The 24,323-nt window shown below is 65.5% G+C and carries 20 protein-coding genes and 1 pseudogene; 6 read left to right on the top strand and 15 right to left on the bottom strand.

The window, feature by feature from the left end; all coding sequences use genetic code 11:
* Positions 1-134 precede the first annotated feature (134 nt).
* On the bottom strand, positions 135-440 hold the full coding sequence (locus CCS01_RS13480; protein ID WP_146101735.1) for a hypothetical protein: 306 nt from the start codon (positions 438-440) through the stop codon (positions 135-137).
* 143 nt (positions 441-583) lie between these two features.
* Positions 584-835 (bottom strand): thiolase family protein, encoded by a 252-nt coding sequence (locus CCS01_RS13475; RefSeq protein WP_104519338.1) that lies wholly within the window; start codon positions 833-835, stop codon positions 584-586.
* A 97-nt stretch (positions 836-932) separates the two neighbouring features.
* Here CCS01_RS13475 and CCS01_RS36090 point away from each other — a divergent pair.
* The 5 genes and pseudogenes from CCS01_RS36090 to CCS01_RS13450 all read left to right on the top strand — a co-directional run.
* Positions 933-1,493: pseudogene (locus CCS01_RS36090) on the top strand (ISAzo13 family transposase); the annotation flags it as partial.
* 1,002 nt (positions 1,494-2,495) lie between these two features.
* Complete coding sequence (locus CCS01_RS32795; RefSeq protein ID WP_146101734.1) at positions 2,496-3,098, top strand: hypothetical protein; 603 nt, start codon at positions 2,496-2,498, stop codon at positions 3,096-3,098.
* 770 nt (positions 3,099-3,868) lie between these two features.
* Positions 3,869-5,260 carry a DcaP family trimeric outer membrane transporter gene (locus tag CCS01_RS13460; RefSeq protein WP_104519329.1) on the top strand — a complete coding sequence of 464 codons (1,392 nt, stop codon included), beginning with the start codon at positions 3,869-3,871 and terminating at the stop codon, positions 5,258-5,260.
* Between the two features lie 28 nt (positions 5,261-5,288).
* On the top strand, positions 5,289-6,824 hold the full coding sequence (locus CCS01_RS13455) for an AbgT family transporter (RefSeq protein ID WP_104519328.1): 1,536 nt from the start codon (positions 5,289-5,291) through the stop codon (positions 6,822-6,824).
* A gap of 55 nt (positions 6,825-6,879) precedes the next feature.
* On the top strand, positions 6,880-8,691 hold the full coding sequence (locus tag CCS01_RS13450; RefSeq protein WP_104519327.1) for an SLC13 family permease: 1,812 nt from the start codon (positions 6,880-6,882) through the stop codon (positions 8,689-8,691).
* Positions 8,692-8,817: 126 nt separating this feature from the next.
* On the opposite strand, the gene CCS01_RS13445 is transcribed toward CCS01_RS13450, so the two are convergent.
* Positions 8,818-10,221 (bottom strand): dipeptidase, encoded by a 1,404-nt coding sequence (locus CCS01_RS13445; protein WP_104519326.1) that lies wholly within the window; start codon positions 10,219-10,221, stop codon positions 8,818-8,820.
* Between the two features lie 276 nt (positions 10,222-10,497).
* Between CCS01_RS13445 and CCS01_RS13440 the strand changes: the two genes are divergently transcribed.
* On the top strand, positions 10,498-11,514 hold the full coding sequence (locus CCS01_RS13440) for a patatin-like phospholipase family protein (RefSeq protein ID WP_239992149.1): 1,017 nt from the start codon (positions 10,498-10,500) through the stop codon (positions 11,512-11,514).
* 17 nt (positions 11,515-11,531) lie between these two features.
* Here the strand turns inward: CCS01_RS13440 and CCS01_RS13435 are convergent, their stop codons facing one another.
* From CCS01_RS13435 to CCS01_RS13380, 12 genes are all read right to left on the bottom strand, one after another.
* Entirely contained in the window at positions 11,532-12,548 is a 1,017-nt protein-coding gene (locus CCS01_RS13435; protein WP_104519324.1) for a helix-turn-helix domain-containing protein, read from the bottom strand.
* A 180-nt stretch (positions 12,549-12,728) separates the two neighbouring features.
* Positions 12,729-13,247 carry a DUF1269 domain-containing protein gene (locus tag CCS01_RS13430; protein ID WP_104519323.1) on the bottom strand — a complete coding sequence of 173 codons (519 nt, stop codon included), beginning with the start codon at positions 13,245-13,247 and terminating at the stop codon, positions 12,729-12,731.
* A 79-nt stretch (positions 13,248-13,326) separates the two neighbouring features.
* Complete coding sequence (locus CCS01_RS13425) at positions 13,327-13,662, bottom strand: hypothetical protein (RefSeq protein ID WP_104519322.1); 336 nt, start codon at positions 13,660-13,662, stop codon at positions 13,327-13,329.
* Between the two features lie 216 nt (positions 13,663-13,878).
* The gene (locus tag CCS01_RS13420; RefSeq protein WP_104519321.1) at positions 13,879-15,501 is read right to left on the bottom strand and encodes a complex I subunit 5 family protein; all 1,623 of its coding nucleotides are present in this window, start codon (positions 15,499-15,501) and stop codon (positions 13,879-13,881) included.
* On the bottom strand, positions 15,498-16,982 hold the full coding sequence (locus CCS01_RS13415) for a complex I subunit 5 family protein (protein WP_104519320.1): 1,485 nt from the start codon (positions 16,980-16,982) through the stop codon (positions 15,498-15,500). The genes CCS01_RS13420 and CCS01_RS13415 overlap by 4 nt, the downstream gene beginning before the upstream one ends.
* On the bottom strand, positions 16,979-17,302 hold the full coding sequence (locus CCS01_RS13410; protein WP_104519319.1) for an NADH-quinone oxidoreductase subunit K: 324 nt from the start codon (positions 17,300-17,302) through the stop codon (positions 16,979-16,981). The genes CCS01_RS13415 and CCS01_RS13410 overlap by 4 nt, the downstream gene beginning before the upstream one ends.
* Positions 17,299-18,408: an MnhB domain-containing protein gene (locus CCS01_RS33675; RefSeq protein WP_158258372.1), complete on the bottom strand. Its 1,110-nt coding sequence runs from the start codon at positions 18,406-18,408 to the stop codon at positions 17,299-17,301. Before CCS01_RS33675 ends, CCS01_RS13410 begins: the two co-directional genes overlap by 4 nt.
* Positions 18,405-18,698 carry a cation:proton antiporter gene (locus tag CCS01_RS13400; RefSeq protein WP_104519318.1) on the bottom strand — a complete coding sequence of 98 codons (294 nt, stop codon included), beginning with the start codon at positions 18,696-18,698 and terminating at the stop codon, positions 18,405-18,407. Before CCS01_RS13400 ends, CCS01_RS33675 begins: the two co-directional genes overlap by 4 nt.
* On the bottom strand, positions 18,695-18,949 hold the full coding sequence (locus CCS01_RS13395) for a monovalent cation/H+ antiporter complex subunit F (RefSeq protein WP_104519317.1): 255 nt from the start codon (positions 18,947-18,949) through the stop codon (positions 18,695-18,697). The genes CCS01_RS13400 and CCS01_RS13395 overlap by 4 nt, the downstream gene beginning before the upstream one ends.
* On the bottom strand, positions 18,942-19,421 hold the full coding sequence (locus CCS01_RS13390; protein WP_104519316.1) for a Na+/H+ antiporter subunit E: 480 nt from the start codon (positions 19,419-19,421) through the stop codon (positions 18,942-18,944). Before CCS01_RS13390 ends, CCS01_RS13395 begins: the two co-directional genes overlap by 8 nt.
* Positions 19,418-22,489 (bottom strand): efflux RND transporter permease subunit, encoded by a 3,072-nt coding sequence (locus CCS01_RS13385; protein WP_104519315.1) that lies wholly within the window; start codon positions 22,487-22,489, stop codon positions 19,418-19,420. The genes CCS01_RS13390 and CCS01_RS13385 overlap by 4 nt, the downstream gene beginning before the upstream one ends.
* The gene (locus CCS01_RS13380; protein WP_239992148.1) at positions 22,489-23,520 is read right to left on the bottom strand and encodes an efflux RND transporter periplasmic adaptor subunit; all 1,032 of its coding nucleotides are present in this window, start codon (positions 23,518-23,520) and stop codon (positions 22,489-22,491) included. Before CCS01_RS13380 ends, CCS01_RS13385 begins: the two co-directional genes overlap by 1 nt.
* Positions 23,521-24,323: the final 803 nt, after the last annotated feature.

The following is a 24,323-nucleotide window of genomic DNA, read 5'->3' as shown; positions in this document are numbered from 1 at the left end:
GCCGCTGTATCTCGGCTTCTTCCAGTTCGTGCACAACGTCCGTCGCCGCGGCAAAGCTCTGCTCGGCGCCCTGATCGGTGGCTTGGTCGGGTGAGGCAGATCACCACCCTGGAGCCCAATAAGAGCCAGACGGGTCAGTTCCAGCGCGACAGGAGTTGGGCATAGACCTGGACAACCTGGCCGTCCTTGGTGGCAACGCCGTTCCAGCCGGCATGCACCGGGGTCAGATCGAGATGCCTGGTCCACGAGCGGTTGCTCTGGGGATAGGGGTTGACGGGCGTCGGATAGACCGAGCTCATGACGACATTCGTGTAGCCCTCAGCCCGCAGCCGATCGGCCAGCTGCGCCTGGCTTTCCACGCCGGGGACGAAGATGCGCACAATGGCGACGCGCGAGATCAGGCCGTCGGCCCGGGCCGCCGGGGTGCCCGGAAGTGGCAAGAAAAGGGTCGCCAGGCCGGCTGCGAGCAATGGCATGCGGTGAAACGACATCGTGAAACTCCTTGCTGTGTGGTGCCAAAAAGACGTGGGATCAGGAGGCCGACGCGACGGCTTGAGCGCCGCCCCGCCGCTGCGATTGACGGTCATGGCCGGCAGACCACCGGAAGGCCGGCATTCATCCTTTCTTGCAGCACCGGATTGATCTTGTAGCCGGTCTGGATTACATTTCCCATGATAGCGGCATCGACATCCGAACCTTTAAGGCTGGAGCGCCGCATGACCGCACGTACAGCTATGGTGCCGAGTGCGGGTACGGATACCGTCCTGAGACTGACATCGCACTTGCCAATCGCAGTTCGCAAGCCATTACAGAGGACGACCTCACGGTGGCTCATGCTCGTCGCTCCTCACATTCATCAAAGAATCCGAAAGCCGAGGCAAGCGAAGGTAATATTCCGCCTCCGTGACGGCACTGGCGAACAACGCCCAATGGCGCTGGGGCGGGCGATCCCGTATGGCGTGCATGATCTGGCGGCGAATACCGGCCGGGTCAGCGTCGGCGTTGACCACGGCACCTCTGCCTTCGCGGCGCAGTCGATCCGCCACCGGTGGCAGGACATCGGCCGTCAGCGCTATCCGAACGCGAAACGTGTGGTGATCAGCGCCGATGGCGGCAGCAACGACGTGCCCGTGCGGCCCTGGAAAGAGGGTCCGTAGCGATTTAATAACGGATCGGGCATCGCCATCGAGATCCGCCACCTGCCGCCTGGCACCAGCACATGGAACAAGATCGAGCATCGCCTGTTCACCTGCATCAGCATGAACTGGCGCGCCAACCCGCTGGTCAGTTACCGCGCCATCATCGACCTCATCAGCCCCGCCACCGGGACCGGGATGAGCGTCCGATGAAAACTCGATCCGGCTGAATACCCGGAGGGCATCGCGGTTTCCGATACTGGGATTCAGGGCCTCAATTTCGTCCGTGACAGCTTCCATGGCGAATGGAACTACACCATACGGCCGCAGACCGTGTCGGATCGTGCAGCTGTTCCCCGACAACTCTCTTGGAAGCCAAGTACCACCGGTTGGCCGCCGGTCGGTACGATAGCCGTCTGAAATCCGACTTCCTCGGGTTGCGCGCACAGCCGTTCTGCCGCGTGCCGCCTATTTTTCTTGTGTTCTTGCTGCAAGCCGATGCCTGGAATCCGCAACAGCTCAAACGACCGACGGCAGGCCAGGGTCAAATCCTCGTCGACGCGGGAAATGGGGCTGTCCTGAACACCTGGCATGACAGAGTCCTCCGATGCGACAGTGATCGACGCGCCGCGGGCTGTATGGCTCAGCGAACTATGAGGGTAATATATATAGTACGCCTGCTTCTTCTTGTGACTGTGAAAATTTTGGAATTGATTGCATGTAATTGGGACATTGCGCCTGCCCCGGCCTGAGTCACGCAATCATTTGTGCAGTGCACTAGAACGCACCGTGAGACTCGCTCGGTCCCGCCAGGACCTGGATGGTCGGTCCCACGGGGGTTTCCACACACCCTGCGACGGCAAATACGCCTATCAGCACGATAACCGCGATAGGGCGACAGGACATGGCAGGCAGCTCCGAACTGGAGGAATATCATGTTCTCGGACCTGCGGTGTGGAAGCGCGCTGTCCCGGCGCGGAACCCAGCGTCCCAGGTCCCGAACCGTATCCAATCGATGTAGCGATTGTTGTGGAAGCCTGGAGCGACAGTACAGTCCATTAAACATCGGCAACCATCGGCTCCATGAAAGGTCACCGCATATTTGCCAGGCCACTAATGAGGTTCGCTTTCGATCGAGATTGGGACACGCAGCACACGACCGGGACGCCGTGCACTTCCCCTCCCTTCCGGTATCGGTTGATAGAATGATTGCCTAGGATGCCCCTCACAGGCCGTGACGGATGTCATGTCAGCCGGTTGACCGAGGCGCAACAGCCAATGACAGGTTTTGTTCACGTATGCGGCCCTGCACGCAAAGGCGCCACGTGATTGTGTGCAATGGCAAGAGCGTGGTTCGTAATGAAATATCGTCACCTATCCTTTGCATCAATTTCGTTCATCCTACGGAATTTCGGGCTGCGTTACCGGGCTCCGCGTATACTGCACGCTCTATTGTCGGGCCTCCCCGCCGGACGCGGCCAAACCGTTCGGCTTTTTGGTATCATTGCAATTCTTGGGCTTTTCACGACAGCTTGCACGGCCGGTCACGGGTCCGGCAGTCCATCGGCAAGCAATGATGATTGGCCGTTTGAGCAATCATCGCGCACCCAGTCTCCTCCGGCGGGAGATGCACTTGCGGCCAATCCTGATGGCAATCGGCCGGCGCCGGCGCAAAGCGGCCAGGATGGCGTTTACAGCGGATCCGCTTTCCCGTCGAACACGGGCGGCGGCGCCTGCGTCAGAAAAGAAAGAATAAGCGACTTCCGGGTCGACGGCACTTCTGTACGCTGGCGCGCCTTCCGCGGCACGATCAGGAACAACAGACTTCGAATGGTGCATGGCAATACCTGGATCACCGGCCAGTTCACCGGCGACCGCTTCAACGGACAGATCGTCATGTTGGGGCAATTCGGCGAGCCGAGGTGCACTTTTGCGGTAACGCTCGACAGAACCGGACCCTGATCGCTTGGCCTGCCATAACAGGCCGCAGAAACCAGAGAACTCTCTTGGTGCCCGTCCGAGAACCAGGCGCCCGAAACCAAACGCCTTCTTGTGGCCGGCGCGGCGGTGAATTCCGCACAGTATCGAAAAACGCCAGGGAACGATCGAGAAGGCAGAGCCGCATCAATCCGGCGGCATCATCAACCAGGAATATGCCGAAGTGCCGCTGTTCCTGATCTTCCAGTCCCGGCACCCGGGGCAAAGCGGCAGCAAGCTATCGTCTGATGGCGTCCGTCAGCATGCCTCATCGGCTCCACGGGGGAACGTATCTACTTTGGAACGCTCGGGATAGGCTTGGGATGGTTGGCCGCACCGTGCCTGAATATCCCGCTTAAGCTGTCGTCCCAATGGAGAAATCGTAATACGTGTCTTGTATAGCCACATAAGCCGGCGCGGCGAACGTAGCGGGCGATAATGAGGGGAACGTGCGGCGTTCATACAAAGTCCTCAGTCTCTTGGCCTGCGCGTTTCTCACTGAGCCGGCACTCGCGCAGCAGCCGACGGTGGAAGAGCTTTTGCGCAAGATCGATGCGCTGGAGCGCCGAGTGGATCAACTCGAAAACAGAAAGACTGTGGCCAAACCACCAGCAACCCATCCGCGGACGGCAGCCAAGGTTCCGCCGGCCAGGCCACAGCCGACACCGCAACCCGCTCCACCTGCGTCACCGGCGGCCGTCACAGCCGCGCCTATCGGCACCGCACCATCTGCTGGCGCCGCGCCGGCCGCAGGCATGCCGGTCCAGGTAGCCCCGCCGATTGCCAATGCCATTGCCGCCGAACTCAATCCCAACATTCCCGGCCTGCTGCCGCCAGAGCCGATGGGCAACCAGTTCGAGAACGAGGACGCCCTGCGCTCCGACCTGCATGGCCTTGCCATCCGCATCCCGGGCACCGAAAGCGAGGTGCGTCTCTACGGCTTCGCCAAGGTGTCCTCCTACTACGACCTGAGCGGCCGGAACCAGACCGACGCGCCGCCGCCACAGTTCATCCCGCTGAACAACAGCGCCGCCGATCAGCAGGGCGGCGAACTCGCCGTCACCGCGCGCTTCAGCCGCATCGGCGTCGATACACGTTCATTGACCAACTGGGGCACGCTGGAAACACGTATCGAGGGCGACTTCGCCGGCGGTGCCCCAACGAGCACGAATGCCGTGTTCCGCCTGCGCCAGGCCTGGGCCGAACTGGGCACCGAAAGCTTCCGGGTATTGGCCGGCCAGGCGAACAGCGTGTGGAACGAAGGCATCTACGAAACGATCGTCGATGCGACCAACCTGAACCAGTCCTTTACCCGCCAGGCCCAGGTCAGGGCAACGGGGCGGCTGGCGCCGGGGCTGACGGGGATGGTTTCGCTTGAAGCGCCGGAGACACAGTTTACCTCGGTCGCCGGCGTCTTCAACCCCGGCACGAACTTCACCGGCGGCGCAAGCCCCGCCTTCAACACGGCACCCGACATGGTGGGCCGGCTGACCTATGGCAACGATGGGCTGGTCGCCGACGTGCGCGGCCTGGTCCGGCGGCTGAGCGTGCGCACCGCCGGCACGGCCGCGTCGCCGCCGAACGTCAGCATGAACGCCACGGGCTGGGGCGTCGCGGGCCATGTCCGCATGCCGATGCGATGGATCTGGGAAGGCTTCGGCGCCGATGAGGTGATCGGCATGGCCTATTATGGCGAGGGCATTGGTCGTTATTTCGCAGGCAACACGACAGGCCAGGACGCGTTGTCCAATATCGGGCTGCCGGGCGTCGTCGGCGGCAGCCTTGACCCGCTGCCGACCTATGGCGTGGCTGTCTCCTATCGCCGGTTCTGGGCGCCGCAGCTGCGCAGCAATGTCGCCTACGCCTATTCACGGCAGGATTATCCGTCTTACGCGCTGAACTTTGTCCCCGGCTCCCCCTCGGCGCTCGGCTTGAACCGCGACATGCAGCAGTTTTTCGCCAACCTGATCTGGAGCCCCTTCGGCCAGATACGCAACGGCGTGTTCGGCAGCGGCTTCATGGATGTTGGCCTGGAATACATCCTCACGCGGCGGGACCTGTTCGGCGGGTCGGCCGCCGCTGGGCCGGTGGGCGCCGGTCTTGGCATCACCAATCGCATCGTCGGCGTGGTGGTTGGACGCTTCTGACAACGCAAGGAAAATGGGGGAAACGCGCATGAGTGCGACGGTCGCCTCGCGGAAGACCTTCCTGCAAAAGCTGCTGGACGGGGTGGAAGTCGTCGGCAACAAGGTGCCGCACCCGGCCATCATCTTCCTGCTGATGTCGGCGATCGTCATCGTCCTGTCGCAGCTTTTTCACATGCTGGGCACCAGCGTCACCTATCAGGTCGTCGATCCCGTGACGCACAAGGTCCTGGAAGCAACGGCGACGGTGAACAGCCTGCTTACCGCGGAGGGACTGCGGTTCATCATCATATCGGTGGTGCGCAACTTCCTCGGTTTCGGCCCGGTTGGGGTCATCCTGGTCGCCATGGTTGGCGTGGGCCTCGCCGAGGAAGCGGGACTGATCGGCGCATTGATCCGCAAGATCGTGGCCGTCGCGCCGCGGCGTTTGATCACCTTCATCATCGTTGCGATGGGCGTGTTGTCGTCCGTCGCTTCCGATGCCGGCTACCTGGTGCTGATCCCGCTGGGGGCCGCGGCGTTCCTCAGCCTGGGCCGGCATCCCATCGCCGGCCTGGCCGCTGCGTTCTCGGGCGTTGCGGCGGTGTTCAACGTCAACCTGATCATCACGCCGATCGATGGCGTGCTGACGGAAATCACCAATGATGCTATCCACCTGCTCAACCCGCACTACTCGCTGTACCTGACGGCGAATATCTGGTTCTCCATCGTATCGAGCATCCTGCTCTGCGTCGTCTGCACGATCGTGACCGAGCGCGTGGTCGAACCGCGGCTTGGCCCGTACCACGGCGACGCCACGGTCGAGAGCGCCACGACGGACCCGGTCAGGGAAGCGCTTGGCCTGCGCTATGCGCTGTACGCACTGATCGGCTCGCTGGTGGTCATCGCCCTGCTGGCGCTGCCGCCCGGCGCGCCGCTGCGCAACCCGGAGACGGGCGCGTTGATCGGGGACTCGCCGCTGATGAACAGCCTGATCGTATTGATCGCGGCGGTGTTCTTCGCCACCGGCTACGCCTACGGCCGCGGCGCCGGAACCATCGGCACGCTGACGCAAGCGATCAGCGCGATCACCAAGACGTTTTCCGGTCTCGGCGGACTGCTGTTCCTGTTCCTGGTCATCAGCCAGTTCCTGGCGCACTTCAACTACAGCAACCTGGCAACAATCGCCGCGGTCAATCTGTCCGACCTCATCGAGCGGGCGAATATGGGGGCCTTGCCACTGCTGATCGTGTTCGTGATCGTAACAGCGGTGGTGAACCTGATCATTCCCGCGGCGATTGCGAAGTGGGCGATCCTGGCGCCGATCTTCGTTCCCTTGTTCATGAAGCTGAGCACGTCACCGGCTTTGGTGCTCGCGGCCTACCGTGTCGGCGACTCGCCAGGCAATGTCATCACGCCGCTGATGGCCTATTTCGGCATCATTGTGATCTTCGCGCAGAAGTACCAAAAGGACGCGGGCGTCGGGACCGTCGTGGCCATGATGCTGCCTTACACTGCCGTCCTGTATGCTGTATGGACAGTCTTGCTTGTTGTCTGGTACTTCCTCGATATTCCTCTCGGCATTTAGCGAAGGAAACGGCTGAGATGCGGCAGTTCACCGACTCGCCCTGTGGGCGTTTGGCATGAGCCACGTAACGATTACCTTCGCGATCGTCGTCGCGATCGTCGTGCTGTTTATCTGGGACCGCTTTCCGGTGGTCCTGGTGTCCCTCGGCACGGCACTTGCGCTGTATTTCACCGGGATCACCACGCTGCACGAGTCGCTCGCCGGACTCGGCGACCCGGCCGTGATCTTCATTGCCTCGCTGTTCGTCGTGAGCGCGGGACTGGACGCGACCGGGGTGACGGCCTGGGCCGGCCAGTACCTGATCGCCCAGGCCGGCGAATCCCGAACGCGCCTGCTGGTCCTGATGATGTCGCTGGTCGCAGGCCTCACCGCGCTGATCAGTGTCAACGGCGCCGTCGCTGCGCTGCTGCCGGTCGTTGTCGTCATGGCGGTGCGCCTGAAGCGCGCGCCGTCGCAACTGTTGATGCCCCTGGTTTTCGCCGCCCACGCGGGCTCGCTGCTGGCGCTGACCGGCACGCCGGTGAACCTGCTGGTGTCCGAGGCTGCAACGGATCACGGCATGCCGCCATTCAGCCTGTTCTCCTTTGCCATTGCCGGCGTGCCGCTGCTCGCCGGCACGATTGCCATCGTCGTGGCGTTCGGCCAGCGCCTTCTGCCAACCCGCAGCGGCAAGTCCTTGCCCGTCGATCTCAGCCGGCACGCGCACACGCTGGTCGAGCAGTACCGGCTCGACGACGGCGTATTCTACCTGCGCATCAGGGTGTCGTCGCCTTATGTCGGCGTGCCCACCGGCACCATCGACATGACACAGTATGAGGGCCTGACACTCGTGTCGGTCCTGTCAGGCGACGGCACCGGGCCGGTGCGCCGGCCAACGTTGGCTGAAGGCGACCTGCTCATGGTCCGCGGTGACGCAGACATCGCCGGCGCGTTGGCGACCGACATGCATCTCGCCTTTCGCGCGGCCGACGCACCGGTGAATGTGACCGGGACTTTGTTCAACCGCAACTCCGGCCTTGCCGAGGTGGTCGTGCCGCCGCGGTCCGACATGATTGGCCAGGCTGTGTTTCCCGGCATGGTGACGCCAGGCGGAGACCTGCTGGTTCTCGCCGTCCAGCGGAAAGGCCAGGATCTGGGGCCGGATGAAACGATTCTCGCGCCGGGCGACACGCTGCTGTTGCAGGGCACGTGGGAGGCACTGGACCAGAAGCTGAGCGATCCCGACGTGCTGGTGGTGGACTCGCCCGAACTGGTGCGCCGGCAGGCGGTGCCAATGGGACGCGGCGCCAAGACGGCTATCGCCATCCTGCTCGGCATGGTGGTGCTGCTGGCGGCAAACCTGCTGCCGTCGGTCATCGCCGGCCTGCTGGCCGCGCTGGCCATGGTGTTGTTCCGTGTCCTCTCCGTGGAACAGGCCTACCGCTCGATCAACTGGACCACCGTGATTCTCGTCGGCGCGATGATGCCGCTGTCCACCGCCATGACGAACAGCGGCGCGGCCAACATGCTGGCCGAGGGGCTGGTGAACATCGTCGGCGACCGCAGCCCGTATGCGCTGCTGGCCGGGCTGTTCATTCTGACCGCAGTCCTTGGCCAGTTGATCAGCAATACCGCAACGGCGCTGATCATCATTCCGATCGGACTGGCTGCCGCCAAAACGATGGGGGTTTCTGCGCAGCCGGTGCTGATGAGCATCGCGGTGGCCTCGGCCGGTGCATTCCTGACGCCTGTGGCGACGCCGGTCAACCTGATGGTGATGAGCCCGGGCGGCTACGTGTTCAGCGACTACTGGAAGCTGGGCCTGCCGCTGCTGATCCTGTTCTTCTTCGTTGCCACCTTCTGGGTGCCGCTGTTCTGGAGGTTCTGACCGGAGAAGCGTCGCGCCCGGGCTTGTTGCTTCCGTGCCGGACGGTCCTTAACCAGGGGACCGCCGCCCGGACGGAGGCAACGATACGGTCGTCAGGAAAAACCGCATCCAACCGACATGCTTATGTCAACCCGCCAGCTTGCCAAGCAGCAGCGCGTGGGAGCGCGTGCCCTTGTGGAAGCACTTGAGCTCGAATTTCTCATTCGGGCTGTGGATCTGGTCGTCGTCGAGGCCGAAGCCCATCATCAGTGAGTCAATCCCCAGCACGCGCTTGATCTGCTCCACGACCGGAATCGTGCCGCCGCTGCCAATCATCACCGCCGGGCGCCCATATTCCTGCTGCAAGGCTTCCTTCGCCGCGCGGGCCCATACCGTATCGGTATCGATCAGTATTCCCGCCGCCATGCCGAAGGCCTGGAACGAGACCTGCATGCCGGTCGGCAACCGGTCGCGCACGAACCTCTGGAAACCTTCGAAAATCGCCTGCGGTTCCTGGTCCGGCACAAGGCGGAATGAAACCTTTGCCCCGGCTTCGGATGGAATGATCGTCTTGCTGCCGGGCCCGGCGTAGCCGCCCCAAATGCCGTTGATGTCCGCCGTTGGCCGCGCCCATATGCGTTGCAGGGCCTGCACGCCTTTCTCGCCGCCCGGCGTGGTCAGCCCAATGCCTTTCAGGAACGCCGCCTCGTCAAAGCCGAGCGATTGCCACTCCGCGGCCTGCCCCGAGGAAACCGGGCGTACTTTGTCGTAGAAACCCGGCACCTGGATCCGGCCGTCCTTGTCATGCAGGTCGCCGAGTATCCGCGCCAGCACGTTCACCGGGTTCAGCGCCGATCCGCCAAACAGCCCGGAGTGCAGGTCCATGCCTGGTCCCTTCAGCGTCACCTCGCAGTTGCACATCCCGCGCAGCCGCGTCGTCAGGGCGGGCGTGTCGATGTCCCACATGTTGGTGTCGCTGATCAGGGCAAAGTCCGCGCGGAGATCCGCCTGGTTTGCCTTCAGGAATGGCTCGAGGTTGGGACTGCCGATTTCCTCTTCGCCTTCCATCAGCACGATAACCGGCAGTGGGATGCCGCCGCCGGCCGTCTTCCAGGCCCGCAAGGCCTCGATGAACATCATCGACTGGCCCTTCGCATCGACGGCGCCGCGGGCGACGATGCGTGGCCCCCGAGGCCCCTCCACCAGTTGCGGCTCGAACGGCGGGCTGTGCCACAGGTCCAGAGGATCGGCCGGCTGCACGTCATAATGGCCATAAAACAGCACGCGCGGCGCCTTGCTGCCCGGCGGCCCCGGATGGAAGCCGACCACCTTCGGATGGCCGGCGGTCGGCATGATCGCAGTCTGCAGCCCAAGTTCTTCCAACTGCCCACGCAGCCATTCCGCCGCGCGCTGCATGTCCTGCCTGTGATCGGGCTGCGTGCTGATGCTTGGAATCCGCAGCAGCTCAAACAACCGGCTGCGCGCATGGTCCAGATCCTCATCGACGCAGGCAAGCACACGGCCGACGGCGCTGTCCTGAACAGCTGGCATGACAGAATCCTCCAGTGCGGCAGTCATTTATGCGCCACGCGTTGCATGGCTCAACGCACGATCAGTACAATACAGAAGATGCGCCTGTTCTTCCCACGCCTGTGAAAAGTTTGGAACTGTCGGTATCGAGTTGAGACACCGAACCTGCCTGGACCCTAACTGCGCAGGCATTTGTGCAGTGCACGGGCGCGGGCGCACCGGCTATAAGCGCAGCAGGATTTTCAGGTGACAACAATGCCTGCACCCCAGATGCGGAATGAGACCGAATCCAATCGCATGCGCAAGCCAGTCCTGATCGATCTTGCCTTGCAAGGGGGCGGCTCGCACGGCGCCTTCACCTGGGGCGTACTGGATCGGCTGCTGGAGGAGCCGTGGCTGCGGATTGACGGTATCTCGGGCACGTCCGCCGGCGCGATGAATGCCGCCGTTCTCGTGGACGGCCATGCCGAAGGCGGGGCCGAAGGTGCCCGCAGGGCCTTGCACCGCTTCTGGAACCAGGTCGGGATGGCCGCCACCTTCAGTCCGTTCCGGCGCTCGATGCTCGACATGCTGCTTGGCCGCTGGTCGCTCGATCACTCGCCGGCCTACCTCACCATTGATCTGATGGGACGGATCTTTTCGCCCTACGATCTCAACCCGATGGGCCAAAATCCGTTGAGCGGGATCCTGACGGAGATCGTCGATTTCAGGCGCCTGAAAAGCGCGCCAATCAAGCTGTTCGTTACGGCAACGAATGTGCACACCGGCCGCGGGCGGGTGTTCCGCAACGCCGAGGTCACGCCCGACGTGCTTTTGGCCTCGGCCTGCCTGCCGACCATGTTCCAGGCCGTGCAGATCGACGGCGAGAGCTACTGGGATGGCGGTTTTGCCGGCAATCCGACCATGACGCCGCTCGTGCGTGAATGCGAATCGCAGGACACGATCCTCGTGCAGATCAATCCGATCGAGCGTCCCGAAACACCACGTTCCGCACGCGGCATTCTCAACCGCATCAACGAGGTTGCGTTCAACGCCGTCCTGTTGAAGGAATTGCGCCTGATGGCATTGATGCGGCGGGTGCCGCCATCGGACTCTCCGGAACTGGCAATGCTGGCGGCCATGCGCATCCACCGTATCGCCAGCGGCGCGCTCGCCGAGCTTGGGTCCTCGTCAAAACTCAACGCCGAGTGGGACTTCCTGACGATGCTGCGCGACGAGGGGCGGAACGCAGCCGATACATTCCTCAAGGTCCATGGCGCCGATCTGGGCGTACGGGCCACGTTCGACCTGGAGCCGCTGCTGCAAGGATTGTAGGCGACTGCAAGTCTCCGCTACGGCGCGCGCAGCAGGTCGTTCAAGGTCGTTGGCCGCACGCCGTTGTGGCCATTGAGCCTGGCCAATGGCCTGCATCCGCTGCGTGCCGCGGCGCGAAGGTCGGTCGGGCTGATGTCGAATTCCTGGCGGAACGCGCGGCTGAACCCGGAGCCATCGGCGAAGCAAAGTTCCTCGGCAATTTGGGCGATCGGCTGGTCAACTGCCGGATCGGCCAGCATGGCGTAGGCCACGAGCAGGCGTTGCCGCCGAATGTAGCGCGCCACGCCCCCTTCGGGTTCAAGCAACCGATAAAGTTGCGATCGGGACGTCCCGACATACCGGCAAAGGAGCCGGGGCCCGAGGAGGTGAGACCGCAAATGCTTCCGTACCGCGCGGCGTACACGATCGAGGCGGCCGAGGTCGATCTGCTCTGTCGCCTCCGCCACGCGATCCGGCGTTGGCGCCACGCAGGCGGCGATCATCGCCGAAATGGCCAGTCTCAGGCGCGGCAGGTCATCCTCGGACATCCCTGCCATGCTGCGTTCCAGCAACAGTATGTAATCCGCGAGCATAGTACCCATCGCACCGTTCACGATGGCGCCGCATGAGGCATCGAGGACTGGTGCAATACTCGAGAACGTGTCACGCGACAGGTAGAGCTGCCGCTGCAGGTCCTCGTCCCGCTCGATGGCCATTTCGCTGCCGAGCGAAACGATGAACGGTACGTGTGGGGATGTCTGGAACACATGCCGGCCGGCACTGACCGTGGTGATCGTGTCACTCCCGATAGCGACAGCCCAGTGATCGATCGGGTTGCGGCTGATCAGGGTCTTGTTGCGTATAACCCGAGCGCCCGGCGCGAAGACACGGCTGAGGACACAACCGCCAAGTGACCATACCTCGCTCGTTGCGCGGAAGCCAGCTTCGGGCGACTGTGCCGGATCGATATGAAAAATACCATCGAACCAGCTCAGCCAAGCCTCATACTGCTCCGCGCCTGCGAAACTACTCGTGTCGAAACGCTGCGGTTCCATGGCGATTTTGGCGAGTTCAACGAAAAACGAATGAGAACACCTCCTTGAATACTAATGGATAAGGCAGACCGCTTATGATAGATCAATTACGGGGCAAAGATCAAAAAAAATTGAATGAATATCATTACGATCTCTCCCCGGCGGCGCTTGCTCCCACCCGCCTTCGCCAAAGGAACCGGATCAGGCAGGCGCAGATGCCTGTGATGTCGCCTGCTGCAATCCCTGAAACGCCGCTTGCAGGGAATTTTCTTTTGTTTCGTCGAACGAACTGCGCATGATTCTGCCGCCGCTTCCGGCCAGTGCGGCCGCTACCTTGTCAGTGGTCATCTTGCGGATCAGCAGGAAAAGCGCGGCATTGCCGGATTGCAGGGCGGTCCCTGCCTCCTTCATGAAATTGTTGTTGATCCCAACATCCGTCATCCTGCCACTGATGGCACCTGAAGCGGCGCCAACGGCGGCACCAGCCAGCGGCATCATGAACAGCAAGCCGACCAGGGTGCCCCAGAACATGCCTGAAGCCGCGCCTGCCTTCACCGGATTGTAAAGCTGGTTCAGCCTGACATGGCCCTCGGGGCACTTCGTTACTATAACTGCGTCACCAAGCTCGATGAGGTATTCATTCTGCATGTTTAGTAGCTTCTGGCGGATCTCTTCGGCCTTCTCCTCGGTCGGATACTCGATTACCAGCAAATCCGACATGGCATCCTCCCATAACGTCTTGAATATCTTTGCACCGCGAGGCGCGCCGGCAGCCCGTCCCGCGGTACAACGGCCTTGATCAGCTCTTGATGACCAGCGTATGGGGATCGAAGTTCACGGCGGTCATTTTGCCATCGGCAAGCTGCACCACGGCGATGCCACGTCCGAAGTCCATCGCAACGATCCGGCTGGCCGGGTGCTTGAGCTTGATGCCGTTCAGCAGCATCGTCGTCAGTACCTCGGTTACGGTGTTGCCCTTGACCGCGCGTGCCTGAACCTCGGCACGCTTCTCAGCGGACAGTCCGGCAAGCTCCGCCTGTTCGATTGTACTCGCCACCTGCGCATAGGCGGCCGGAGTAGCGATCGCCATGAGAGCGACGGCAAAAACAGTCTTGCTGCGGAATTGTTTGATCATTTTCGTCTCCATTGAGCACGACACATGTTTGTCAAAGCCGCCGAATGACCGGTCGGTGGAGACTAAAAAGATAGCAATGTTCGGTTGTGCCCGGATGTGCGCGGAATCTCAGCGTAATGCCTTGCGTTCCAATTTGGCCACCTACCGCAATGTTTAACTGTCGTGAATTATGAACTGGACACGCGCTTTTACGGCAATTCTGTCAGTCGCATGGCGTCAGATCGGCGCCAGCATCAGCACAGCCAAAGCCACGGCCATGGCAATCAGCGACAGCATGGCCACCGGCCATTCCCGCAGCACAATGTCGAAGCGCTCGACCGCAATGCCCAGGCCGATCATGATGCGATCGACGCGCGCCGAAACCGGCACGATGACGTTACTGTCGCGTACCAGAATGACGCTCCCACCCCAGCGCTGCATCGCAAATCCGAGGCCACCCCCCACCAGCACCGGCCAGAGCGAACGCCACAGCGAGGAAGCCGACAGCGCATAGGTCACCGATCCACCCAGGACCGCCGGATAGAGTCCCCAGGGCACCAGCACCGACGCAACGGCGACCGCCAGCCATGGCCAGCGCAGGTCACGGCCTGGCGGCGGCGCCGGCGCGGCCTTGGGCAGTGCCGCGACACGAAACAGGAAGTGCGTCATCAGCAAGGCCGTGGCCGCCGAGGACACTGTGCCCAGCAGCCCCGCCAGTCCGTCGCCCAGGACCGGCTTGATCGCCAGCTTCGCCAGGAAGCCGCCGGTCAGCGGCAGGCCGGCCATCCCAAGCGCCATGATCGCCGCCGGGACCAGCACCAGCCGGTTTCGCCACGCGCCAGCCAGCGGCGCCAGGCCGACACCCAGGAACAGGCCACCCTTCACCAGCGTGTGATGCACGCCGTAGAACGCCGCGGCCAGGGCGACGCCGGTGTCGCCGGCAATCAGTCCCATGCCGAACACGGCGATGACGACGCCCATCTGGCTGACGCTGGAGAAGGCCAGCACCGTCCGCGGGTCGCTCTGCCTGACACCGGCCAGCACGCCATAGAAGGCAGAGATGAACCCAAGCACGACAAGAACCTGTCCCCACCCCGGCAGCGCAACCCCAGACGGCAGGAACCGTATCAGCCCGATCACGCCGGCTTTGACCGCGGCGCCACTCAGCACCGCCGCCGCCGGGACCGGCGCGGTGCGGTACGTGATCGGCATCCAGACATGGAACGGCACCATCCCGAGCTTCACGCCAAATCCCAGGATGATCAGCGTCAGGATGGCATTGCTCCGCGGCGAAGCCGGCAGCGCCGCGACCACGTCCCGGATCAGGGAGGCGCCATCCGGCGCGGACACCGCCAGCATGACAAAGCCCATCAGCAGAAGCGCCTCGCCGAATATCGCCAACGCCACGTAGATCAGCCCGACCCGCAGCGCATCCGGCGTCGCGCCCTCGATCACCAGCCCATAGGCGGCAAGGCTGACCATGGAGAACAGCAGGTAGAAGCTCACCAGGTCCGCCGCAATAAACACCCCCAGGCTGCCGGCCAGGGTCAGCAGCCACCACACGGCGATCCGGCCACGCCGCGCATCACCGCGCAGCCAGGCAGCGGCATAGACGCCGCCGGCGATCCACAGCAGCGCGGCCGCCCCGAGCAGAAGCGCGCCCGGCCCATCCAGGCTGAGCCGCAGGCGCAGCAGCAGCGGCGGAAGATCCAGCGAGGCACCGGATGCGAACAGGGCGGCGCCTAGGCCCGGCACGGCGGCAAGCGCCAGCCAGTTCGTCATCCGATACCTGACACCGGGCAAGACGCAGGCCAGCAGCATCGCCAGCGGCACCCCGACGGTCGCGCCGAGCCAGATCATCGGCTCACCGCCATGGCGACCGGCCGGCCGACCTCCAGCAACTGCGACGGGCGCAGCGGCACCAGGCCCAGCAGCAGCGCGCAGACGGCAAGCCCCAGCACGATCGCCTGCCGCGACCGCGGAATGGGGGCGACCAGCGGGACCGGCCCGCCCGCCAGCGCCGGCGCCAGCACGCGGAACGTGTATCCGGCGGCAAGCAGGCCGCCGATGAGGATGACCACCGCCCACCACCACTGCCCCTCGCCCACCGACGCGGTCAGCAGCATGGCCTTCGCCACGAAGCCGCCGCTCGGCGGCAACCCCATCAGCGACATGCCCGCCAGCCCGAAGGCCAGCATCACCACGGGCAACGCCCGGCCCAGCCCGGCAAAGCCGGCAATCCGGTCGTGGCCGAGCGCCTCGCCAATCAGGCCCGCGGCCAGGAACATCGCGGCCTTGGCGACGGCGTGCGCGACCAGTTGCATCATCCCGCCAGTCCAGGCGATGCGGCTCCAGTGCCCGGCCGCGCCGGCCAGGGGGAACAGGAAGAACAGGTAGCCGATCTGCGCGACCGTCGAATAGGCGATCATCAGCTTCAGCCGGGCCTGCCGCAGCGCGACGATGCTGCCGCAGATGATCGCCGCGGCGCCCATCGCGGCCAGCAAGGTCGCCGCGCCGGCGCCGGCGACGCCGGGCAAGGCGTCGAACCACAGCCGCACGATCAGGATGAACGATCCCTTGACCACCAGCGCCGACAGCAGCGCGCTCGCCGCGGCCGGCGCGCCGGCATGGGCGGGCGGCAGCCACAGGTGCAGCGGGAACAGCGCCGTCTTGGCCGCGAGTCCCGCCGTCATCAGCGCCGCCGCAAGGACGGTGACCGGCTCCGCCCGCACCGCATGCGCCAGCAGTTCCAGATCCAACGTGCCATAGCCGCCGTAGAGCAGCGCGCAGCCCAGCAGGTACAGCACCGAGCCGACGAGCGCGAACAGCATGTAGCGCAGGGCCGCCACCAGCGTCTCGGGCTTGCCCTCCAGCGAAACCAGCGGCACCGCGCTGAACGTCAGCAGTTCCAGGGCGACGTAGAGGGTGAACAGGTCGCCGGCGAGCCAGACGGCGTTCAGGCCGGCCCAGACGCCCATCAGCATCGTCCAGAATATCAGCGGCGTCCGCGTCTCGGGCGCGCCGGGACGCTGCGCGAAGGTCTCGCGGGCGAACAGGACGACCGCGCCCATCACCACGGCGCTGGTCAGCAGCATGATCGCCGACAGCCCGTCGGCCCGGAGCGCGATGCCCAGCGGCGGCGCCCAGTCGCCGATGACATAGCGCAGCGGCAGGCCGGTGCTCCACAGGGTAGCGGCAATGCCCGCGGCAATGGCGGCCCCGGCCACGGTCGTGGCAATGGCGATCCACTCCGCCGCCCTGCCGCCGAACGCGAACGCCAGCACAACGCCCGTCGCCGGAGCCATGATCGCCAGCACCAGCAGGGCCGGTGCGGCGATCATCCGCCGTCCTTCGGCGCCGGCTGGTCCAGCGTCGGGCGGCCGGTCTCCTGGAACACGCGCAGCAGCAGCGCGACGGCGAGCGCGGTGGCCGAGAAGGCGACGACGATGCCGGTGATCACCATCGCCTGCGGGACCGGATCCCCCCCCAGGCCGGCGGCCGCGCCGCGCCGGGCGATCACGCCGAACAGCAGGAACGTGCCGCTGCCCAGCAGGTTCAGCGACAGGATCTTCCGCAGCGGCTGTGGGTTGACCAGCATGCCGTACAGCCCGGCGCCGACGAGCACGGCACTGCACAGGCCGTAGAGCGTCGCCGGGGTCATCTCAGCCGCTCCGCGGGGTCGGGCGGCCGCTCCGCGGGGCCGGCAACCAGCAGGCCGAGGATCAGCGCGATCGACAGCGTCAATACCGCCTCGACGGCGATGATGAGTGGTTTCGCGATGCTCTCGGGGTAGGACAGGAAGCCGGTTGGCAGGACAAAGCCCGCAAGCCCCACGGCCAGGAACGCAGCCGGCCCGGCGGCAACGGCCAGCCTGAGCCGGCGACTGCCGATCGGCGGGGCGTCACGCAGGCCGGCGAGCATGACCAGGATCCACATGGCCGTCAGGATCGCGCCACCCTGGAACGCGCCGCCCGGATCGGTGGCGCCAACCCAAAGGACATAGACCGCGACGACAATGCCGATCGGCGGCAACAGCCGGGCCAGCAGGATCAGCGCGCCGTTGCCGGCTGGAATTGCGCGCGGGAACGGGCGGCCGCCCCAGACCCTGTCGCGAGTCAGCGACCAGACGCCGCCCAAAGCCAGCAGCAGCACCACTTTCTCCAGCAGCGTATCCAGCGCCCGGTAAGCGATCAGCACACCGGTCACGGCGTTGCCCATGCCCAGCCCGGGCAGATGCCGCGTGGCTGCCTCGGCCAGGCTGGGCGCGGGGCCGGCGGTCCAGAGCACCAACCCCGCCAGGCCGGCTGTCACCAGGCCCGACAGGACCAGGGCGGCCAGGCGCAGGGACAGGCCGGGCTTGCCCCCTTCGTCATGGCCGGGCACGTCCCGGTGGCTATCAGAATAAGGGGCGGGCGGAGCAAGGTCGTCTCCCCCGCCGTCATGGCCGGGCGTGTCCCGGCCATCCGCGCTTCGACGGTTGGGGGTGGATGGCCGGGACACGCCCGGCCATGACGGTGGGGGATCGGCCGCCGCGCGCAGCCGCATGGCCGCCGCGACGAGCACCGCGCCGGTGGCGCCACTGCCGACGGCGGCCTCGGTCAACGCCACGTCGCCGGCGGCAAGGCGCATCCAGGCCAGCGCCAGCAGCAAACCGAACGCGACGTAGCCGACGACCGCGGCAAACCCGCTAGCCGCCGCGTTGACCCAGAACGCCAGGCCGAGGACCAGCAGGACCAGGGCGCCGTCCGCGAGCAGCGCCAGGCTCATGACCGTCCGCCCCCGCGCCAGATCGCCCGCGCCACAAGCTGCGTCACCGTCGCCCCCGCAAGCTGCGTCAGCAGCCAGACCGCAACCAGCTTCAGCGCCTCCAGCACGCTGGCCGCCTGCGGCAACAGGCCCAGCACGACCAGCCCGAGGCCCAGGCTGTCGGCCTTCGTCAGCGCGTGCAGGCGCGTCATCGAATCCGGAAACCGCAGCAGCCCGACAGTCCCGGCCAGGAAGAACACGACGCCCGCCGACACCAGCAGACCGGTGGCGATGTCCCCGAGCAGCATCATGGCGAATCCAGGCTGGTCACGAAGATCACGGCCGCGAACGCCGCCAGCAGCGCCAGGACCAGCGCGACATCCACCGCGCCCGGCAATGACGTCGCAATGCCCAGCAGCAGCAGGGCGGCGATGCCGCCGGTGCCCAGCAGTTGCACCGCCATCAACCGGTCCACGTCCGCCGGTCCGCGCAGGATGCGGACCAGGCCGACGGCCACCATCAGCAGGATGACGGTGGCGGCGAGCAGCAGGAACTCAGGCATCGGCGCCGCCCAGCATGCGGATGAAGCGGGCTTCGTCGTTCGCCATCTGCTGCACGACCGCCTGTCGCGTATCGAGGCAGTGGATCATGATCGTTACGCCGCCATTCACGCTGACCGGAACCGTGCCCGGCATCAGGCTGGCATAAGCCAGGAAGGCGTCGCGCGCCGGCCCCGCTGGCAGGCGCGGCGTGTAGCCAACGGTGCCGACGTTCAACGGCAAGTCCGGCGCGAAGGCGCGGCGCGCCACATCGATCCCCGCCTCCAGCGACTGGCGCGGAAAGCGCACGGCGAGGGCCCCGAGGCCCGGCAGTGAGATGATGCGGTCGCCCGGCGGCAACAGGCGCAGGCTGACCCAGGTCGCGGCGACAACGGCGACGATCGCGGCGGGAAGGTCGCCCGGGTTCAGCCCCGCCAGCACCAGCCACAGCGCCAGGAAGCCCGCCCCCCGCCGCAGGATCGCCGGCACGGTCATCGCTCGGCGCCCAGTGCGGGTGCCGCGGCGACGACGTCCGCCGGCGGCTCCTTGATCCGGAACCACGCGGCATAGAGCGCTGGCAGAAAGATCAGCGTCACCGCCGTGCCGACCAGGAAACCACCCATGATGGCGAACGCCATCGGTCCCCAGAAGATCGTCGCCGCGATCGGGATCAGGCCCAGCACGGTGGAGATCGCGGTGAGCATGATCGGGCGGAAACGGGACACCGAGGCGTCGATCACCGCATCCCAGGGCGCCTTGCCCTCGGCGCGTTCGGTTTCGATCTGGTCAACCAGGATGACCCCGTTGCGGGCGATCATCCCGATCAGCGCCAGGATGCCCAGGATCGCGACGAACCCAAGCGGCTGCTGGAACAGCAGCAGCGCCGCGACCACGCCGGTCATGGCCATCGGCACGATGATCAGCACCAGCGCCAGCAGACTGAAGCGCTGCAACTGCATCATCAGGAAGGTGATCATCACCAGCAGCATCAGCGGTACGACAGCCTTCACCGAGGCCTGGGAATTCGCGCTCTCCTCCACCGTGCCGCCGACCTCGATGCGATAGGGCACCGGCAGGCCGGCGCTCAGTGCCTGCACGGCGGGCGCGAGGTTGCCGACGACCGTCTCGGGCAGCGTGCCGGGCGCAACGTCGGCCTGTACCGTCAGCGTCGGCACCCGGTCGCGGCGCCAGATGAGGGGGTATTCCTGGTCGAAGTCGAAGCTGGCCAACTGGCTCAGCGGCACGGTGCGGCCGTTCGGCAGCGGCAATTGTACGTTGCGCAGCGTCTCCAGCGAGACCCGCTGCTCATCCGTTGCGCGCGCCACGACGTCCACGAGATAGATGCCGTCGCGCAACTGCGTCACCGTCGTGCCGGTCACGACCGACTGCAGCACCGCCGCCAGCGCCTGCGAACTGAGGCCGAGCAGCCGCGCCTGGTCCTGGTCGATCTTGATGCGCACCCGCCGCGCCGGCTCCATCCAGTCGAAGTTGACATGCGTGGCGTCGGGATCGCCGGAGACGACGCCGGCCAGCCGCAACGCGATGTCTCGCACCTGGGTAATATCCGGCCCGCTGACGCGGTACTGGATCGGCCAGCCGACCGGCGGCCCGAGGCCAAGCGGCGAGACCCGCGAAATGGCGGACGGGAACTGATTGGCCAGCACCTCCTCCAGCCTGGCCTGCAGGCGCTTGCGGGCGGCGACGTCCTTGGCGATCACGACAGTTTGCGTGAAGAAGTCGTTCGGCAGTTCGACCGCCAGCGGGAGGTAGAACCGGATCGCGCCGCGGCCGACATAGGTGCTCCAACTCGCGACGTCGGGGTCCTTTGCCAGCACCTTCGACAGCCGCGTGGCCGCGTCGTCGGTGGCGAAGATCGAGGCGTTCTGCGGCAGCCGCAGGTCAACCAGCAGCTCCGGCCGGTCGGACGGCGGGAAGAACTGCCGCGGGATCAAGGGCGACAGCGCCAGCGCGACGGCCAGGCAGCCGGCGGTGACGCCGATGGTCAGCCAGCGCCGGCGCAGCGCGCCGACGACCGTGCCGCGGAAGCCGGTCAGGATCCGGCTGGGCTTGTCGGTCGGCTTCGGCCGCTTCAGCAGCCAGACGCCCAGCAGCGGCGCGAACAGCACCGCGACGATCCAGGAGACGATCAGCGACACGCCGACGACGACGAAGATCGAGAACGTGTATTCGCCCGCCGAACTCCTGGCGAAGCCGATGGGGATGAACCCCGCCGCGGTGACGAACGACCCGGTCAGCATCGGGATCGCCACCGTGGTGTAGGCATAGGCCGCCGACTGCTCCTTGCTGTCGCCGGCGGCCAGGCGCGTGGTCATGACGTCGATCGTCGTCATCGCGTCATCCACCAGCAGGCCCAGCGCGATGATCAGCGCGCCCAGGGAAATGCGCTGCAGGTCGATGCCGGCGAGCTGCATGATCGGGAAGACGATCGCCAGCGTCAGCGGGATCGAGATCGCCACCACCAGGCCCGCCCGCGCGCCGAGGCTGACGAAGCTGACCGCCATGATGATGGCGATGGCCTGCCAGAGCGAGGTGGTGAAGTCGCTGATCGCGTGCTCCACGACATGCGGCTGATCCGCCACCAGGATCGGGTTGATGCCCAGCGGCAGGTCGGCGGTGATGTCGTGGATCGCCTTCTCGACGTTGCGGCCGAGGGCGAGGACGTCGCCGCCCTCCCGCATCGAAATGGCGAGGCCGATCGCCGGCTTGCCGTTGACGCGGAACAGCGGCTTCGGCGGGTCGGCAAAGCCGCGGCGCACGTCGGCGATGTCGCGCAGGCGGATCATGCGGCCGTTGGCGACGAAGTTGATGTTGCGGAGGTCTTCCTCGGATTCGAACGCGCCGGTGACGCGCAGCAGAAGCTGTTCGTTGCCGGTCTGGATGACGCCGGCGGGGCTGACGATGTTCTGCGCCTGCAGCGCGGCGATCAGCGCGGAACGGTCGATGCCGAGGCCGGCGAGGCGCTGCATCGAGAACTCGACGAAGACCCGCTCGTCCTGCGCGCCGAGCATTTCGACCTTGGACACGTCGGGGACCAGCAGGAGCTTGGAGCGGACGCTGTCCACGTAGTCACGCAGTTCGCGGTGGGTGAAACCATCGGCGGTGAAGCCGTAGATGATGCCGAAGGTGTCGCCGAACTCGTCATTGAAGCCGGGACCGACGACGCCGGCCGGCAAGGTGTGGCGCATGTCGGCGATGTTCTTGCGGACATGGTACCAGGCGTCCGGCACCTCGCTGGCCGGCGTCGCGCCCTTCAGGTTGACGAAGATCGTCGTGCGTCCGGGCTGCGTGTAGCTGCGCAGGAAATCCAGGTGCGGCGTTTCCTGCAGCGCGCGCTCGAGCCGTTCCGTCACCTGTTGCAGCGTGTCGTTGATGGTCGCGCCCGGCCAGGCGGCCTGCACCACCATCGTCTTGATGACGAAGGCCGGGTCCTCATCCCGGCCCAGGCTCCTGAAGGAGACCAGCCCGGCCAGCATCGAGGCGATCATCAGGTAAACGACGAACGAGCGGTGCTCGAGCGCCCATTTGGAGATGTTGAAGCCCACTAGAGCACAGCCCCCAGCAGGCGGACCGTCTGGCCCGGATGCAGCGCCTGGACGCCGGCGGTGACCACGATATCGCCCGCCTCCAGCCCATGCGCCACCGAGACGGACGCCTGGCTGAAGTTCAGCGTCTCGATATTCCGCAGGGATACGGTCAGTTTCTTCGGATCGACGACCCAGACCGCGGGCTGGCGGTTGTACTCGGTCAGCGCCGATGCGGGGATGGCGATGACCTGATCCGCCTCTAGCCTCAGGGTGCCGTTCACCGTGGCGCCAAGGCGCATCGCGGCCGGCGGATCGGTCAGGGCGATCCGCACCGCGAAGGTTCGCGTCACAGGGTCGGCCTGCGGCGCGATCTCGCGCACGCGGCCCTGCGCCACGACCGAGGGATCGTCGGTCAGTCTTATCTCGACCCGCGGGTCGCTCGGCGCGGAACGAAGCACCTGGGCCGGGACGTCAAACACCGCGTCGCGGCCGTTCTGGCGGGCGATGGTGACGATCATCTGGCCGGCCTGGACCACCTCGCCCGGTTCGGCGCCGCGGGCCGTGACGGTGCCCGCCGCGTCGGCCTGCAGCACGGTGTAGCTGACGCGATCGGCGGCGACGCGGACCTGCACTTCGGCCGCGTCCGCGTTCGCCTGCGCGGTGTGCAGCGCCTTCTCGGCGATCTCGAACTGTGCCCGCGGCGTGTGGCCCTGATTCAGCAGAGTGCGCTGCCGCTCGAACGCGGCACGCGCCTGGGTCAGTTGCGCCTGCGCCGCGTTCAGCTGTGACTGCGCCGCGCGCAGGGCGTTGAGTTCGTTCTGCGGGTCAAGGCGGGCGAGTTCCTGGCCGGGCTTGACGATGTCGCCGACATTGACGAACCGGTCGGTCATGCGTCCGCTGATGCGGAACGCCATCGCCGAGGAGTCCTGCGCATCGATGTGACCCGTCAGAGTGACAGTCTCGCCGGCCTTGGACGGTTCGACCGTGACGGTGCGCACCGGACGCGGCACCGGTGCCTCGGCCTGTTCCTGCTTCTTGCAGGCGGCCATCAGTAGGGGGACAGCAAGGGCTGTCGCGCATACGCAACGGGATATCGTTCCGGACAGGCGTCTTCCCACCGCACCAATCATGCGCCGCCCTCGCGTTCCGGACCGCAGAAATGCACGACATCGGTCATTCGTTGCTGCGCCTCCGCTGACTGGCCGGCGTAACATCCGTCATGACCCATGACGGCTTTCGGTTTGGAGGGGTATCCTATCAGCCGATCCGGAGGGACGGACCTGCACGGTGTTCCTGCAGTATGCTGTGCGTCCCAATTTCGATTCGGGGCTGTCTGGATCAGAAATTTGTCGGGTGGGCGTGGTTGTCCGTTGCGCGGCAGGCGCGTATTGTGAATCGAATCGAAATCGTTAGCTATCGGCACCACCGGCGTTGAGCCGACCGTTGCTTCTCCGTCATGGCCGGGCGTGTCCCGGCCATCCGCCCCCTACCGTTGAAGCGCAGATGGCCGGGACACGCCCGGCCATGACGGTGAGAACGGTCGCGGCGCCAAATCCCTCCTTAACTGCCCCTTAATCCCGATATGCAATGAGGCAGAACAGGGGCGGCGCTGCCGCGGCCCGCCGGAACGGGACGGACAGCACGGCCTTGGTATCGGCTGCAATGGCAAGCCCTGCCAGGCCGGCCTAATCTTGCTCCGGTAACGGATGGAAAAGCGATCCGGTACCCGCCCGTGACGCCTGCACCGATTGCGGGCCGGGATGTCGACAAGCCGCTTTACTGGCCGTTCTCCAACCGCTTTGGGGCATGCGCCGCCCTGGCGGGCATTGTTGGGCGCGTAACGCAGCAGGAG

It is taken from the genome of Rhodopila globiformis (assembly GCF_002937115.1).
Taxonomy (GTDB): domain Bacteria; phylum Pseudomonadota; class Alphaproteobacteria; order Acetobacterales; family Acetobacteraceae; genus Rhodopila; species Rhodopila globiformis.
The sequence above is the reverse complement of the archived record's forward strand: the minus strand, read 5'-3'. Positions and strand labels throughout refer to the sequence as shown.